Raw genomic sequence first — 15245 nt, forward strand, 5'->3', positions numbered from 1 at the left:
TTATCAGGATCTCGCTCATTGTGAATATAGGTAACGATGAGCTATGCTCCATGAGCTGTCGCCGCCTCACCCGCCGAAGGAGCCCATGCATCACGACGCACCGGACTGGACCCCACCGCCCGCAGATCCGGAGCAGCCCGCCCAACTGCGCCGCATCCTGCGGCTCTTCCGCCCGTACAGCGGCCGCCTCGCCCTCGTCGGGCTGCTCGTCGCTGCCTCCTCGCTCGTGTCCGTGGCCTCGCCGTTCATGCTGCGTGAGGTGCTTGACACCGCCATCCCCCAGGGGCGTACGGGGCTGCTGAGCCTGCTCGCGCTCGGCATGATCGCCGCCGCGGTTGTGAGCAGCATCTTCAACGTCCTGCAGACGCTGCTGTCGACCACGGTCGGCCAGCGCGTCATGCACGACCTGCGCACCGGTGTGTACGGGCGGTTGCAGCGGATGCCGCTGGCCTTCTTCACCCGCACCCGCACGGGCGAGGTGCAGTCCCGCATCGCCAACGACATCGGCGGCATGCAGGCCACCGTCACCTCCACCGCCACCTCGCTGGTCTCCAACCTCACCAGCGTCGTCGCCACCGTCGTCGCGATGCTCGCCCTCGACTGGCGGCTGACCGTCGTCTCGCTGCTCCTGCTGCCGCTCTTCGTCTGGATCGGCCGCCGGGTCGGCCGCGAACGCAAGAAGATCACCTCGCAGCGGCAGAAGCAGATGGCCGCGATGGCCGCCATGGTCACCGAGTCGCTGTCCGTCAGCGGGATCCTGCTCGGCCGCACGATGGGCCGGGCCGATTCCCTGACCACCAGCTTCGCCGGCGAGTCCGAGCGGCTGGTCGACCTGGAGGTGCGGTCCAACATGGCCGGGCGCTGGCGGATGTCCGTCATCGGCATCGTCATGGCCGCGATGCCCGCCGTGATCTACTGGGCCGCGGGGCTGGCGCTCCAACTGGGCGGCCCGGCCGTCTCCATCGGCACCTTGGTCGCCTTTGTCTCCCTCCAGCAGGGCCTGTTCCGGCCGACCGTGAGCCTGCTGTCCACCGGGGTTCAGATCCAGACATCCCTGGCGCTGTTCCAGCGCATCTTCGAGTACCTCGACCTTCCGGTGAACATCACCGAGCCCGCAGAGCCCACCCGGCTGGCCAAGGTCAGAGGTGATGTGCGCTTCGAGGACGTCGCCTTCTCCTACGACCCGCAGGCCCCGCCGACCCTCCACGGCATCGACCTGGTCGTCCCCGCCGGAACCAGCCTCGCGGTGGTCGGCCCGACCGGCGCCGGAAAGAGCACGCTGGGCTATCTCGTACCGCGCCTGTACGACGTGACCGGCGGTCATGTCCTGCTGGACGGCGTGGACGTACGGGACCTCGACTTCGACACCCTCGCCCGCTCGGTGGGCGTCGTCTCCCAGGAGACCTATCTCTTCCACGCCTCCGTCGCCGACAACCTCCGCTTCGCCAAGCCGGAGGCCACCGACCAGGAGCTCGAGGAGGCCGCGAAGGCCGCGCAGATCCACGAGTTCATCGCGAGCCTGCCGGACGGCTACGACACCCTCGTCGGCGAGCGTGGCTACCGCTTCTCCGGCGGCGAGAAACAGCGCCTCGCGATCGCCCGTACCATCTTGCGCGATCCGCCGGTCCTCATCCTCGACGAGGCCACCAGCGCCCTCGACACCCGGACCGAGCACGCCGTGCAGCAGGCCATCGACGCGCTCTCCCGCGGCCGCACCACCATCACCATCGCCCACCGGCTCTCAACCATTCGCGCGGCCGACCAGATCGTCGTCCTCGATGGCGGACGCATAGCCGAGCGCGGGACCCATGAGGAACTGCTCGCACGGGACGGGCGGTACGCCGCCCTGGTGCGCCGCGATGCCGAGATCACCCCGGAGATCGCCACGGTCAGCCAGTGACCAGGACGACCTCAAGAGTGCGCGGGCCGTGGACGCCTTCCACCCGGTCGAGTTCGATGTCGCTGGTCGCGGACGGACCCGAGATCCAGGTCAACGGGCGTGCCGGGTCAAGGCGTTCCAGGGCCTGCGGCAGGGAGTCCACGACCTGACCTGGGGTCCGGACCACGCAGATGTGGTGGTCGGGGATGAGGGTGATACGGCGGCGGCCCTGGTCGGGGCCGGCGTCCAGGACGACGGTGCCGGTCTCGGCGATGGCGACCGCGCAGCCGGTGACCACGCTGTCCACCGCGTCGAGGTCGGCGGCCCTCGACTCAGCGGCGTCCGGGACCAGTTCGACACCTGCCGCTGCGGCCTCAGCGGTCCAGGCCCCAGGAAGCCCCTCCGGCACCAGGACCGTACGAGCCTTGCGGCCGGCCAGCAGGCGAGCGATCAGCGGCGGCAGGCCGGTGGAATCCGTACGGTGGACGATCGCGCGATAGTCGGCGAGATTCTCGGCAAGGAGCTCGACCGTCCCCTCTGCAGTGCGCTCGCCGTGAACCCGGAGACAGGCCCGCTCCACAGGAACGTCCTGCGGCTGTTCGTCGCGCGGCACATCGGCCAGCGCCCGGCGAATCCGTCCCAGCACCACGTCCCGGCTGCTCATGTGGAACTCCCCTTCCGCTTGTCGTTGCTCACCGAGTCGCCGCGGGTGCGCTGCCACCAGTCGCGGAAGGATTCGGCGGGCACAGGCGGCAGATCACGGGTGTCGGTCCAGGCACGCCCCGGGCCGGGCAGACGCCTGGGTTGCAGCCCGCGAGCACGGGCGGCGAGACGCTGACCGGTGCGCAAAGCGCGGGGGTGGTCCAGAGCCCAGCGGGCGGCGCGCATGGCGGCCCGCTCGGCGGCATGACCCTTGGCGGGTTTGATCGTGGTCCGGGTGCCGCGGAGCGTCACCTCGCCGCCCTCGACGACACGTTCGCGCAGGTGCACCAGCACTTCGGGGATGTCGATGGCCACCGGGCAGACCTCGTAGCATGCGCCGCACAGCGACGAGGCGTATGGCAGCGAGGCGTCCAGCTCGCTCGCCGTACCCCGCAGCTGCGGGGTGAGGATGGCGCCGATCGGTCCGGGATAGGGCGAGCCGTAGGCATGACCGCCGGCCCGCTCATAGACCGGGCAGACATTCAGGCAGGCGGAGCAGCGGATGCAGCGCAGCGCTTGACGGCCCACCGTGTCGGCGAGGGTGTCGGTGCGGCCGTTGTCGAGCAGGACGAGGTGGAAGCTTTGCGGCCCGTCGCCGTCGATGGTGCCGGTCCAGGTGGTGGTGTAGGGGTTCATCCGCTCCGCGGTGGAGGAGCGCGGCAGCAACTGCAGGAACACCTCCAGGTCCTGCCAGGTAGGGATGACCTTCTCGATGCCGACGACAGAGATGAGGGTCTGGGGGAGGGTCAGGCACATCCGGCCGTTGCCTTCCGACTCCACGACCACCAGGGTGCCGGTGTCGGCGACCATGAAGTTGGCCCCGGAGACAGCGACCTTGGCATGAAGGAACTTCTCCCGCAGATGCAGCCGGGCGGCTTCGGCGAGGTCCGCCGGAGAGTCCGACAGTGACGTGGGTGCCGGGCGGCCCCAGTCGGCCATGCGCTCCCGGAAGATGTCGCGGATCTCCGAGCGGTTGCGGTGGATCGCCGGCACCAGGATGTGGGAGGGGAGATCGTTTCCCAGCTGCACGATGAGCTCGGCGAGATCGGTCTCGTACGCCCGGATCCCGGCATCGGCCAGCGCCTGGTTGAGCCCGATCTCCTGCGTGGCCATCGATTTGACCTTGACGACTTCACTCTCACCCGTGGCCTGCACCAGACGAGTGACGATCCGGTTGGCCTCGGCGGCGTCCGCGGCCCAGTGCACATGCCCGCCCGCGGCCGTGACCGACGCCTCCAGCTGCTCCAGGTAATGGTCCAGGTGGCGCAGTGTCCGGTCCTTGATGGCGGCCCCCGCCGCCCGCAGGGCTGCCCAGTCCTCCAGCTCGGCGACCGCCGCGGCGCGCTTGGCGCGGATGGTGTGCGTGGCGTGCCGCAGATTGCTCCGCAGCTGACTGTCCCGGGTGGCGGTGGCCGCGGCCTTCGCGAAAGTGGGGTGCGGGCCAGCGCTCGATGAGGGGTGGCGGTCGGATGACGGGAGGGAGGGCATGCCGAGGTACGTGCCGCTCATCGGGCGCCTGCCGTGGTGGGGGAGGAGAGGGAGTACGGGGACTCTTCGGTCGAGGCGAGGATTTCCGCGATGTGTATCGGACGGATCCCGAAACCCTGGCGGGACAGCGTGCCGCCGATGTGCATCAGACACGAGTTGTCGACCGCGCACACGGCCTCGGCGCCCGTGCTGCTGATGTTGCAGACCTTGTCCGCGCCCATCGCCGCCGAGACCGCCGCGTTCTTGATACAGAACGTGCCGCCGAATCCGCAGCACTCCCCGGCGCCGGGCAGTTCCACCAGCCGGATGCCGTTGACCTGTTCCAGGAGTCGCCGAGGCCGCTCCCCGAGGCCGAGCACCCGCAGCCCGTGGCAGGTCGGGTGGTAGGTGACCGTGTGCGGGAAGTACGCGCCGACGTCGCTGACTTTGAGCACATCGACCAGGAACTCGGTGAGCTCGTACGTCTTCGCCGCAGCACTCTTCGCCGCCTCGGCGAGGTCGCTCCCCCGCCCCTCACGCGCGGCCTTCGCGCCGATGCGCGGATAGTTGTCCCGCACCATCGCTGCGCACGACCCCGAGGGCGTCACCACGTAGTCGTGGTCGCGGAAGGCCGCGGCGTAGCGGCGCAGTAGCGGCTCGGTCTCGTGGCGGTACCCGGTGTTGAACTGCGGCTGCCCGCAGCAGCTCTGCTCCTGCGGAAAGTCGACCTCGACGCCCAGTCGCTCCAGCAGCGTGACCGTCGCCTGCCCGGTACGCGGATACAAACTGTCGTTGACACAGGTGACGAACAACGCTACGCGCACGGCTCCTCCTTATCCTCGTCGACGATACGCGTAGCAGGTGGCAGAGACGCCGGTACCCGGCGAGGCAACCTCGCCGGGTACCGGTACGGGTGTCGGAGCCGGGATCAGGCGGGCTGCAGCTCGTTGTGCCGCTCCTCCTGGACCGGGGCCTGCTGCTCCTCGGGGACCGAGATCACCCAGTGCGTGTCCTGGCGCGGCCGCAGGTAGAGCGCCCAGTACACGGCGGCCGCGACGACGATGCCGCCGGTGATGGCCAGGCTCGTCACGCTCTGCTGAGCGAGCACCCACACCAGCACGAGCGTCAGGAGCGCCGGGACGGCGGGCCACAGCGGCATACGCCACGCCGCCCGCTGCTTGAACGCACCGCGCCGCGAGGCGAGGGCGCCGAGCGCGACGAACCCGTACATCGCGGCCACGGCCACACCGGTGACCTCGCTCAGCGTGTCCAGGTTGACGAAGCACAGCACCGCGCCGGGTACACCCACCACCAGGGTGGCGATCCACGGCGAGCCGAAGCGCTTGCCGAGCCGGGAGAAGGCTCGGTTGACCGGGTTCGGCCAGGCAGCGTCGCGGGCCGAGGCGAATACGACGCGGGAGTTCTGGATCACCATGACGATCGCGGCGTTGATGATCGCCAGCGCGATGCACAGGCTGATGAAGGCGCCGACGGCCGAGTTGCTCCAGGCCTGGACCATGCCGGCGATGTCACCGCCGGTGAGCGTCTGCAGATCCGGCGCGCCCAGGGTGATCGCGACCACCGGGATGATGACGACGGCGAAGCCGATGGCGAGCGTCCACAGCACGGTGCGGGAGACGGTGCGGCGCGGGTTCTCCATCTCCTCAGCGAGATACACGGCGGTGGAGAAGCCCTGCAGGATGAACAGTGCCGTGGCGAGGCCGGTGACGATCAGTCCGGCGGTGACCACGGTGGTGTGGCCGTGTCCGGCGTCCATCACGGGGTGCACCAGCACCGAGGCGGACCGGTTGGTGTGCGAGAAGCCCAGGAAGGCGACGATCGCGGAGGCCACGACCTCCAGGACCAGGAAGATGCCGGTGATCCAGGCGTTGGCGCGCAGGTCCAGCAGGCCCATGGCGGTGGCCAGCAGCATGACCGCGGCGGCCGTGACCTGGGGATCGAGGTGCACGATCGGCGCCAGATAGTCGGCCGTGCCGAGCGCGATGATCGGCGGCACGATCATGACAACGATCAGCGAGAGGATGAAGACGAGCCAGCCCGCGAGCCGGCCCATGAGCGTGCCGACCATGGCGTACTCACCGCCGGAGCTCGGTATCAGCGTGCCGAGTTCGGAGTAGGTGAACGCCACGCCGATGCACAGCAGCGCGGCGATGGTGATGGTGAGCGCCGTTCCGGTGCCCAGCGTGCCGAAGGAGTCCGGCACGATCACAAAGAGGGAGGACGCCGGAGTCAGACAGGACAGGGTCAGCAGGGTCCCGCCCACGACGCCGATGGAGCGCTTCAGCTGGGGCGGGGCGGCCTGGTCGAGCTTGTCGGTCATGCAGGTGATTCCGATCGTGCTGGACGGGGGAGCGGTATCGCCTCCGGAGGAACACCGCACAGCGGTGCGGTACGAAAACCGGAACCGCAGTTCCGGTCAGCGAATAAAAACTCCTGACGATGTGTGGCGTCAAGGGCTCACTTCAACGAAATCCGTTGCGCAAGACCACTCTCAATGCCCTTCTGGTCTTTCTGATGGCCCATGAGGTGGCTATTTCGTATCCCTCGACTCGAGGTCGAGGGATATGGAAAGAAAGGTAAATCAAGGGCTGAGCCTTCGAAGGAAAACCTACGAGTGGAATCTCTATTAGTTACTGCGGTTCGGAGCAGCGCTGTGCCGATGCTCGGCCACGGCGTAGCCGACTGCGGCGACAGCCAACAGAAGCAGCACCGTGCCGAGGGTGAATGTCTCGAAGACGGCCCGCGAGACGCCCCAGGTGTCCACGAAGTGGTACGGGGTGCCGAACAGTGGCTCCAGGGTTCCGGGGAACAGCGCATCCCAGGAGCCGAGGATGATCCAGGCGTACACCAGGAACCCGCAGACCCAGACGCCCCGGGTGCCGCCCGGCACCCGGTACGGCCGGTGCACCTCGGGACGGCGTACGCGCAGTGCGACCAGCGCCGGAATGATCACCAGTACGACAGCAGCAGCGTGGTGATCGCGACCGTGAGGACGATGCCGAAGAGCGCACCGCTGTCCCCCTTCACCAGCCTCATCGCGGCGACCACGAAGACCGTCGCGGTGATGCCGGACACCAGGTTCATCCGGACCGGGGTGCCCAGGCGCGGATGGAAGGCGCCGAGACGGTGGCTGAAGAACCCGTCGTCGGCGGCCACCATGGCCTGCATACGGTCGGCCACGATCATCCACGCGCTGCCCTGGGTGAGCAGGGCGAAGGCGAACAGCACGGCGACCGCGGTGAGCAGCGGACCGCCCCAGTTCCCGTACATGCCGAAGACCAGCGCGACCGCGTCCATGAAGCCGCCGATGCCGGTGACCTTGCCGGCGGGAGCCACGGTGAGGATGGCGAGGACGGGAGCCAGGTAGCAGCAGGCGGCGATGACTGCGGCGGAGCCGATGGCGACGGGCACGTCCCGCTGCGGATCGAGCATCTCGTCGGCGGCCGCGTTGGGAGCCTCGAAGCCCACGTAGGCGAACAGCAGCACCGGGACCAGGGCCAGGAAGCCCGCGGCACTCGGGCTGTAGCCGGCATGCTCCAGACCGGCGAAGCCGTGCCGGATGCCATACACCAGCACCGTGCCCGTGAACAGCGCGGCAACGTACTGCCGCTGGGTGTGCCCCGCGGTGCAAACCGCCGGGGCCCGCGGGCGGTTTCCGTCGCTGTCGCGGAAGCCGTCAGAAGACCATGAGCGGCACCGGGTGGATCTCGTCGGCGGGATGCCCGGCCCGTTCATGAACGCGCTGGACCGCTTCCTTCGACGGGGCTTCGGAGAGGCAGTACACGATGCCCGCCTCGGGATCCGCCCATGACCGCTCGAAGTGCACGCCCTCCTCGGCCTCCAGGGCTCGGTCGGCCTTGTGCGCCTGTGCCAGCTGGGTGGCCGTGATCCCCTGCATGCCGTGGTGGACGTCCATGAACTTGGCCATCGCTCAGCCCTCCTCCCACCGCCTACGTCCATGCTGCGCTCGCCGTAGGCAGACCGCCTCCGGAGGCTCCCGGGCCGCCCAGGCCTTGTGGCCGGGCGCGGACGGCGGCGGGAGCAGGCGGCGAAAGTCACGGTCGCGGGTGGCCGGCGCCTGCGGTGGAACTGGCGTACGAAAACCGGCAGGCAGAGGTCTGAAGCCCCAGCGACGGGGTACCCATTCGTGCGTCGTCTTCGGCGGGAGCCGACGCGTGATGACCGTCGTCATGGAGAACTGCGATGACCGAGCCTCCCGTACCGCCCTCACCCGTCCCTCCGCCCGGCCCGGGGCCCGTGCCCCCGAGCCCCGAACCGATCCCGCCGGTTCCCCCCGGCCCCAACCATCCGCAGCCGGTGCCCGAGCCCCAGCCCGGACCCGGTCCGGAACGGCCGCCGACGCCGGGCCCCGACCCGGAGCCCCAGCCCGGGCCGGCCGGCGTGCGGCAATGATCAGGAGGTGATCGCAATGGAACTGCTCGACGCCTTCGACACGGCACGCGAAGAGTTCGACCGCCGAGTGCACCGGGTGGCGGAGGAGCAGTGGGACGGTGCCACACCGTGCACCGAGTGGTCGGTGTACGACTTGGTCAATCATCTGGTCGCCGAGCATCTGTGGGCTCCGCTGCTGCTGCGCGGCGCCGCGCTGGAGGAGGTCGGCGACCGCTTCGACGGCGATGTGCTCGGCACCGAGCCCGCCAGAGCCTGGGAGCGCGCCTCGGCCGAGTCACATACGGCCTTCCATCGCCCAGGCGCCCTCGACGGGGAAGTCCACACCAGCATCGGCCTCCTTCCCGCGACCGAGTACGGATGGCAGATGACCTCCGATCTCACCGTCCACGCCTGGGACCTGGCCCGCGGCATCAAGGACGACGACACGCTGGACGAGGAGCTGGTCGCCGAGATCTACGCGTATGTCGAACCCCAGGTGGACAGCTGGCAGGGCGCGGGAGTCTTCGCACCGCCCGTGCCCGTCCCGGACTCCGCGCCCCTGCAGGACAAGCTGGTCGCACTCATGGGCCGCCGGCCATGACTCCCGCCCCACCCGGGCGGCCCTACGGCCCGGCCGGGTGGGGCCGGGCCTTCCCTACGGTGCGCTCTGAACCGTTCCGAAACGCTTCTACAGGCTTGCCGGACAGGCGACTTGAGGCCACTGTTGTCCCGTACGTGCGCGTTCCACCCTCACCCCGCACCGGACCGGAGGCAGCATGGGCCCCGTTGTACCGCCCCACCAACTCATCGGCACCGGTCCGCACAAGGTCATAGCCGTACACGGCTGGTTCGCCGACCGCGCCGCGTACGCCGCCGTGCTGCCGCACGTGGACCGAGGAGCCTTCACCTACGCCATTCCGGATCTGCGGGGGTACGGGGAGGCGCGGGACACCCAGGGCGCGTACAGCACCGACGAGGCGGGCCGGGACCTGATCGCGCTCGCCGACCGCCTCGGCTGGCAGGATTTCTCCCTCGTCGGGCACTCCATGGGCGGCGCCGTGGTGCAGCGGGTCCTCGCCGCCGCGCCGCACCGGGTGCGGCGGCTGGTGGGGATCGCGCCCGTGCCGGCGTGCGGTGTGCCCTTGGACGGGGAGCAGTGGGACCTGTTCGCCTCCGCCGCGGAGCGTCCGGAGAACCGGCGCCTGATCATCGACCGGACCACCGGCAGCCGCCATCCGGCCGCCTGGCTTGACCTGATGGTCCGTCACTCGGTCGAGCACAGCGACGCGAAGGCCTTCCGGGCGTGGCTGGACTCCTGGGCTCGCGAGGACTTCCACGACGAGATCGCGGGATCCCCGGTGCCGGTCCGCGTCGTTGTGGGCGCACACGACCCGACGCTGTCGGCGGATGTCATGCGGAAGACGTGGCTGCGCTGGTACCCGTGTGCCGACCTCGTCGAGCTGCCGTGTGCCGGTCACTACCCGGCCGATGAGACCCCACTGGAACTCGTCCGGGTGGTGGAGGACTTCCTGCGGGCGCCCGCCCCGGTGTCTGAGCTGCGTTGACGGTCTGTCAGTAGGCAATCCGGCCGGTCGGCCAAGGGAAGTGCCGAATTTTCTGCCCCTCTTGTTGAGTGCACGGCCCACTCCGGTCCGTACATAGACCCGTCAGTGGCGCACACCCGCGCCGGACGAGAAGCGGACTGCAGGAGTGGACATGAGGAAGTGGCAGAGCGCCTCGCTCGCGGTGACGGCTGCGGCGATCATGCTGACGACGGGGTGTGGTGCGGAGAAGAGTGACTCGCAGGCCGCCGCGGTCCAGCCGGCTGGACAGGCGAACGCCGCCTACCCGAAGAACGACGCGTACGGCTCAGGCGGCAACGCGAACGGCAACGCGAACGGCGGCGCGGCGAAGAAGGCCGGGGAGTCCGGCAAGCCCGCGGGGCAGTTGATGATCAGCGACGACAAGAAGCTCGGCTCCGTCCTGGCCGACAGCGAAGGCTTCACGCTCTACCGGTTCGACAAGGACAGCCCCAAGCCTCCGAAGAGTGCCTGCGAGGGCGCCTGCGCCACGACGTGGCCGCCGGTGCCCGCCGCCGATGTGTCGTCCGTGGCGGGGATCGACGCCTCGCTGCTGGGGGAGGTCACCCGCGCCGACGGCACCAAGCAGCTGACGGTGGCCGGCTGGCCGATGTACCGCTACATCAAGGACACCAAGCCGTGGCAGACCAAGGGCGAGGGCGTGGGCGGAACCTGGTTCGCCTCGGCGCCCGACGGCAAGAAGGCGTCGGCGGACGCCGGAGCGGGAGCCGCCGGCCAGCCTGAGCTGTCCGCGGTCGACAACCCCACGTTCGGCAAGATCCTCCAGGACGGCCAGGGCCGTACGGTCTACCGCTTCGACAAGGACTCCGCGTGGCCGATGAAGACCGCGTGCGTCGGCGCGTGCCTGGACAAGTGGACGCCGGTCAAGCCGGTGGACGCGTCCAAGGTCGAGGGCGTCAAGGGCAAGCTGACCACCTTCACCCGGCCCGACGGCACCAAGCAGCTGGCCATCAACTGCTGGCTGCTGTACACGTTCAAGGGCGACAAGAGCCCCGGCGACACCAATGGGCAAGGCGTGGGCGGCACCTGGTGGGTCGTTTCGCCGGAGGGCAAGAAGATCGAGACCCCCGCGAGCTGACCGGCGCGGCGCAGGGCCGGTACTCTCCCCACCCGGTCACCCCCGCCGGGTGGGGCCCGCCAGCGGTGGGGAGGGACTCCCCCCAGTTGTCGGCCCTCCGCCGTACACCTCCACCACCGCAGAACTTTCGAAAAACACAGCAAAAGATGACAGAGTGGCGCTGAGTGCGAAGCAAGCCACGGCACCGCCCAGCGCGGTCCTCCGTTTGTGGAGGCCGACATGGTTGATCGCGGAACAGCCCCGTCCACCGCCGCCCCGCCGAACGACTGGCCCATCGGGGCGGAGACCAGCCTCGCGCTCAATCGCATGGGCAGCTTCGACTGGGACCTGGACGGTCGGCGCATGCACATGAACGCATCGGCCCTGGCGATCTTCGATCTCCGCCCGGAGGAGTACGACGGAGACCCGGCCACTCTCGGCGGCCGGGTGCCGGCGGGCGAGGGCGAGCGCCTGGACGCCGTAGTCGCGCAGGCGCTCAAGGACGGCAGTACCACCTATGGCGCGTACTTCCGCGTCCGCTGCCGCGACGACTCCCTGCGCTGGGCCCATACCCAGGGCCATATCCAGCGCGACGCCCAAGGCCGCCCGCACCGCATCCTGGGCATCCTCCGGGACGCCACCGAGGAGCTGACGCACTCCACGGAACGCATGGCGATGGACGAGGAGCGCCGCCGCCAGACCAGCGTCATCGAGGAGACCACGGCCGCGCTGGCGCGCGCCATCAGCGTGCAGGACGTCCTCGGTGTGCTCAGCGACAGCCAGGGCCTGGGGCGCCTCGGTGTCGCCAGCCTGGTGCTGGGCCTGCTGGAGAACGGACGGATCCACATCGTCGCCGAGCAGCAGACGGACACCTGGGTGCCCGAACTGGCGTACACCAGGGTCGATGACGCCTTCCCCATGAGCGACGTGGTGCGCACCCTCAGCCCCCGCCTGATCACCTCGCCGCAAGAGTTCGCCGCGGCCTACCCGGGGCTGTGGCCCTATATCGAGCCACTGGACGTGTCCGCCGCCGCGTATGTGCCGTTGATCGCCCAGGCCCGCCCCCTTGGCGCCATCGGGTTCCTCTACCGGAACAAGCACTCCTTCTCTCCCGAGGAGCGCAATCTGCTCATCGCGCTGAGCAGTGGCATCGCGCAGAGCCTGCAGCGCGCGATGCTCTTCGACCAGGAGCACGACATCGCCGAGGGCCTGCAGACGGCGATGCTGCCGCGCAGCATCCCTTCTGTCGCCGGCACCCAGGCCGCCGTCCGCTACCGCTCGGCGCGTCGCGTCGGCAGGGACATCGGCGGCGACTGGTACGACGTGATACCCGTGCCGGGCGGCCGGGTGGGGGCTGTCATCGGTGACGTACAGGGTCACGACACGCACGCTGCCGCCGTCATGGGTCAGCTGCGCATCGCGCTGCGCGCATACGCATCCGAGGGCCACTCGCCGGCCACCGTCATGGCGCGGGCTTCCCACTTCCTGCATGAGCTGGACACCGAACGCTTCGCCACCTGCTGCTATGCCGAAGCGGACCCCAGAACCGGGACGCTGCAGCTCGTCCGGGCGGGCCATATGGACCCCCTGCTGCGGCACGCGGACGGCAGCTGTCGCACGGTGCCGGTGGTCGGCGGACTGCCGCTCGGCCTGTCCGCCGTCTTCGGCCGCACCGACTATCCCGTGACCCGGGTCGAGCTCGACCCGGGAGAGACCTTGATCATGTTCACGGACGGCCTGGTCGAGCAGCCCGGCGAGGACCTCGACGACGGAGTGCGGCTGCTGACCGACGCGATACAGCGCGGGCCGCACCGCGTCGAGGCGCTTGCCGACCATGTGTGCGCGGTGATGATGGAGTGCACCGGCGGCGACGACATGGCCCTGCTGCTCCTGTGCCGGGAGGGCACCCCCGTCCCCGAGCTGGGCCGACGGCTGCACCAGCACATCGCCCCGGCCGACCCGGAGGGCCTGGCCGCCGCCCGCCACATGATCGGCGAAGCCGTGCGTACCTGGGGTGCACGGGGCCGCGCCGACGAGGTGGAGCTGATCGCCGACGAGCTGATCACCAATGCCCTGCTGCACACCGACGGCGGCGCCGTGGTCACCGTCCGGATGCTGCCCGGGCCCGAGGGGAGGGTGCGGGTGGAGGTGGCCGACATGTCCAGCAGCTGGCCCCGCCGCCGGGAGCCCGGTGAGCTGGGCGTCTCGGGGCGCGGACTGCTGCTGGTGGACCGGATCGCCGATGTCTGGGGCGTGGAGTCCCGGGGGACCGGCAAGAGCGTATGGAGTGAGTTCGCCCTCCAGGGGTGAGCCCCCAGTCCTCCAGGGGTGAGCCCCCAGGCGCGGCCCGGTCAGCGGATCACGCGCAGGCTCCGCATCCGGTTGAGCGCCGCCGCGACCTCATGCCGCCGCGGCACCGCACAGTCGTCGTCGAACACCGTCATCAGCTCCTGGACACCGCGGGCCGCGAGGTCGCGGTCCAGCAGATCCAGCGCCTGGGCCAGTGTCCGCCGGCCGTCGAGGTGGCGGCGGCGCACCAGCAGCTCCAGGGCGAACCCCATGCCCGCCACCTGACCCACGTCGGTGATCTGCTCCACGGCCCGCAGATCCACGTGCTCCCCGCCGAAGGAGAGCCCGTCGGTGCCCCGGGGCCGGATGCGCGTACGGCCCCGCACGGTGGAGTCCACGGACGACGGGTCGGGGCGGCGGTGGGTGACGGCCGGGAAGGCGTCCGCCTCGGGGTGCCGTCCCGTCGGAATCTTCGCCAGCTCCCGCGCCCGCTCGGTGACATCGGACGGCCGGTAGGCATCCATCATCAACACCCGGTCGGCCACGTCGATGTAGTCGCCCGAGCCGCCCATGACCAGGACCGTGGACACCCCGTGGTCCCGGTGCAGGGAGCGGACCAGGTCGACGAACGGAGTGAGCGGCTCCCGGTCCTTGGCCACCAACGCCTGCATCCGGGCATCACGGATCATCAGGTTCGTGGCCGCGGTGTCCTCGTCGATCAGCAGGGTCCGCGCGCCCGCCTCTAGCGCCTCCACCAGCGAGGCGGCCTGTGACGTCGACCCGGAGGCGTTGTCGGTGGAGAAGTCGTCGGTGTCGGCGCCGCTGGGCAGATGGCTGACGAAGGCGTGCACATCCACCCTCTCGACCCGGCGCCCGTCCTCGGCGCGGATCTTGACCGTGTCGGCGCGGGAGACGACCAGCTCGCGCCCGTCGTCCGGCACGTGGTCCCAGATCCCGGCCTCCAGCGCCCGCAGCAGCGTCGACTTGCCGTGGAAACCGCCGCCGACGATCAGCATGACGCCCTCCGGCACACCCATGCCGGTCACCCGGCCCGCGTTCGGCAGGTCCACCGCCACCCGGAAGGACTCAGGGGATGCGAACCGTACGACGCCGCTCCCGGTCAGCGGGCGGTCGTCCACGCCACTTCGGCGCGGCAGCACCGCCCCGTCGGCGACGAACGCCACCAGCCCCAATGGCTCCAGTGCTCGCCGCAGGGCGTCGGAGTCCTCCACCGTGTCGACGAACCGCCGCACCGCGTCCGCGTCCAGCGCCTCGTACCGCAGGGCCTCCTCGACGATTTCCGGCAGCAGCCGGCACAGGATGTCCTCGGCGGCCAGGCCGTCGATCCGCCGCCCCCGCCCGGGCAGCTCCACGCCCATACGGACCGTCACCGCGCCAGGCTCACCCGACTCGTCCTCGATCCGGCAGGAACTGCGCTCCAGTACCTCCTGTCTGCCGCCGTCGATGCGCACGGGACTGCGAGCGGCGGCCTGCGCGGCCTGGCGGGCGAGATATCCGGCCAGTGCCCGGCGGCGCACCGGCGTGTTGCGCAACGCGGCTGGAAATCCGGCGCGTTCGGCGGGGACGTGCACGGCGACCCGGGCGGGCGGGGCGAAGGGGTCGACCTGTCCGCGTACGACCTCCAGGGTGAAGCCGGGCAGTTGCCAGGTGCCGAGCAGCGACTTGTACCGGCCATACGGGGCGCCGTCCATCCGGCGCAGCTCCTCGGCCAGTCCGTGACGGATGCCGCGTGCCGGGGGACCGGAGCGTGGACGGCTTACTGGGCGCTGCATGCGTGCCGGCCTTTCGTCGTGTTCGGGATTGGTCGGTCATGCGC

13 protein-coding genes are annotated in these 15245 nt (G+C 70.1%); 5 read left to right on the forward strand and 8 right to left on the reverse strand.

Features of this window, described 5'->3' with window-relative positions; all coding sequences use genetic code 11:
• The first annotated feature begins 85 nt into the window (after positions 1 to 85).
• Complete coding sequence (locus ACY34J_RS05040; RefSeq protein ID WP_462725259.1) at positions 86 to 1900, forward strand: ABC transporter ATP-binding protein; 1815 nt, start codon at positions 86 to 88, stop codon at positions 1898 to 1900.
• On the opposite strand, the gene ACY34J_RS05045 is transcribed toward ACY34J_RS05040, so the two are convergent.
• The 7 genes from ACY34J_RS05045 to ACY34J_RS05075 form a co-directional block, all read right to left on the reverse strand.
• Complete coding sequence (locus tag ACY34J_RS05045) at positions 1890 to 2543, reverse strand: LutC/YkgG family protein (protein WP_462725260.1); 654 nt, start codon at positions 2541 to 2543, stop codon at positions 1890 to 1892. The two genes, ACY34J_RS05040 and ACY34J_RS05045, sit on opposite strands and share 11 nt — an antisense overlap.
• Positions 2540 to 4090, reverse strand: coding sequence for a lactate utilization protein B (locus ACY34J_RS05050; protein WP_462725261.1), 1551 nt, complete (start codon positions 4088 to 4090; stop codon positions 2540 to 2542). Before ACY34J_RS05050 ends, ACY34J_RS05045 begins: the two co-directional genes overlap by 4 nt.
• Positions 4087 to 4872 carry a (Fe-S)-binding protein gene (locus tag ACY34J_RS05055; RefSeq protein WP_462725262.1) on the reverse strand — a complete coding sequence of 262 codons (786 nt, stop codon included), beginning with the start codon at positions 4870 to 4872 and terminating at the stop codon, positions 4087 to 4089. Before ACY34J_RS05055 ends, ACY34J_RS05050 begins: the two co-directional genes overlap by 4 nt.
• 104 nt (positions 4873 to 4976) lie before the next feature.
• Complete coding sequence (locus tag ACY34J_RS05060; protein WP_462725263.1) at positions 4977 to 6389, reverse strand: APC family permease; 1413 nt, start codon at positions 6387 to 6389, stop codon at positions 4977 to 4979.
• A 306-nt stretch (positions 6390 to 6695) separates the two neighbouring features.
• Positions 6696 to 7022: a hypothetical protein gene (locus ACY34J_RS05065; RefSeq protein ID WP_462725264.1), complete on the reverse strand. Its 327-nt coding sequence runs from the start codon at positions 7020 to 7022 to the stop codon at positions 6696 to 6698.
• Positions 7019 to 7645: an amino acid permease gene (locus ACY34J_RS05070; protein ID WP_462725265.1), complete on the reverse strand. Its 627-nt coding sequence runs from the start codon at positions 7643 to 7645 to the stop codon at positions 7019 to 7021. The genes ACY34J_RS05065 and ACY34J_RS05070 overlap by 4 nt, the downstream gene beginning before the upstream one ends.
• 100 nt (positions 7646 to 7745) lie before the next feature.
• The gene (locus tag ACY34J_RS05075) at positions 7746 to 7997 is read right to left on the reverse strand and encodes an SCO4226 family nickel-binding protein (protein ID WP_462725266.1); all 252 of its coding nucleotides are present in this window, start codon (positions 7995 to 7997) and stop codon (positions 7746 to 7748) included.
• Between the two features lie 501 nt (positions 7998 to 8498).
• Between ACY34J_RS05075 and ACY34J_RS05080 the strand changes: the two genes are divergently transcribed.
• The 4 genes from ACY34J_RS05080 to ACY34J_RS05095 all read left to right on the forward strand — a co-directional run bounded on the left by ACY34J_RS05080 (position 8499) and on the right by ACY34J_RS05095 (position 13429).
• Positions 8499 to 9062 carry a TIGR03086 family metal-binding protein gene (locus ACY34J_RS05080; RefSeq protein WP_462725345.1) on the forward strand — a complete coding sequence of 188 codons (564 nt, stop codon included), beginning with the start codon at positions 8499 to 8501 and terminating at the stop codon, positions 9060 to 9062.
• 175 nt (positions 9063 to 9237) lie between these two features.
• On the forward strand, positions 9238 to 10026 hold the full coding sequence (locus tag ACY34J_RS05085) for an alpha/beta fold hydrolase (protein WP_462725267.1): 789 nt from the start codon (positions 9238 to 9240) through the stop codon (positions 10024 to 10026).
• A 151-nt stretch (positions 10027 to 10177) separates the two neighbouring features.
• Positions 10178 to 11140, forward strand: a complete 963-nt coding sequence (locus tag ACY34J_RS05090; protein ID WP_462725268.1) for an SCO0930 family lipoprotein — start codon at positions 10178 to 10180, stop codon at positions 11138 to 11140.
• Positions 11141 to 11359: 219 nt separating this feature from the next.
• The gene (locus tag ACY34J_RS05095; protein ID WP_462725269.1) at positions 11360 to 13429 is read left to right on the forward strand and encodes a SpoIIE family protein phosphatase; all 2070 of its coding nucleotides are present in this window, start codon (positions 11360 to 11362) and stop codon (positions 13427 to 13429) included.
• Positions 13430 to 13470: 41 nt separating this feature from the next.
• On the opposite strand, the gene ACY34J_RS05100 is transcribed toward ACY34J_RS05095, so the two are convergent.
• The gene (locus tag ACY34J_RS05100) at positions 13471 to 15201 is read right to left on the reverse strand and encodes an ABC-ATPase domain-containing protein (RefSeq protein WP_462725270.1); all 1731 of its coding nucleotides are present in this window, start codon (positions 15199 to 15201) and stop codon (positions 13471 to 13473) included.
• Positions 15202 to 15245: the final 44 nt, after the last annotated feature.

The organism is Streptomyces sp. HSS9-12, assembly GCF_054963655.1.

What these genes read in the sequence shown, in the direction of transcription:
- ACY34J_RS05040 (WP_462725259.1), top strand. Translation starts at nt 86, where the DNA reads ATGCATCACGACGCACCGGACTGGACCCCACCGCCCGCAGATCCGGAG.
- ACY34J_RS05045 (WP_462725260.1), bottom strand. Translation starts at nt 2,543, where the DNA reads ATGAGCAGCCGGGACGTGGTGCTGGGACGGATTCGCCGGGCGCTGGCC.
- ACY34J_RS05050 (WP_462725261.1), bottom strand. Translation starts at nt 4,090, where the DNA reads ATGAGCGGCACGTACCTCGGCATGCCCTCCCTCCCGTCATCCGACCGC.
- ACY34J_RS05060 (WP_462725263.1), bottom strand. Translation starts at nt 6,389, where the DNA reads ATGACCGACAAGCTCGACCAGGCCGCCCCGCCCCAGCTGAAGCGCTCC.
- ACY34J_RS05075 (WP_462725266.1), bottom strand. Translation starts at nt 7,997, where the DNA reads ATGGCCAAGTTCATGGACGTCCACCACGGCATGCAGGGGATCACGGCC.
- ACY34J_RS05080 (WP_462725345.1), top strand. Translation starts at nt 8,499, where the DNA reads ATGGAACTGCTCGACGCCTTCGACACGGCACGCGAAGAGTTCGACCGC.
- ACY34J_RS05085 (WP_462725267.1), top strand. Translation starts at nt 9,238, where the DNA reads ATGGGCCCCGTTGTACCGCCCCACCAACTCATCGGCACCGGTCCGCAC.
- ACY34J_RS05090 (WP_462725268.1), top strand. Translation starts at nt 10,178, where the DNA reads ATGAGGAAGTGGCAGAGCGCCTCGCTCGCGGTGACGGCTGCGGCGATC.
- ACY34J_RS05095 (WP_462725269.1), top strand. Translation starts at nt 11,360, where the DNA reads ATGGTTGATCGCGGAACAGCCCCGTCCACCGCCGCCCCGCCGAACGAC.
- ACY34J_RS05100 (WP_462725270.1), bottom strand. Translation starts at nt 15,201, where the DNA reads ATGCAGCGCCCAGTAAGCCGTCCACGCTCCGGTCCCCCGGCACGCGGC.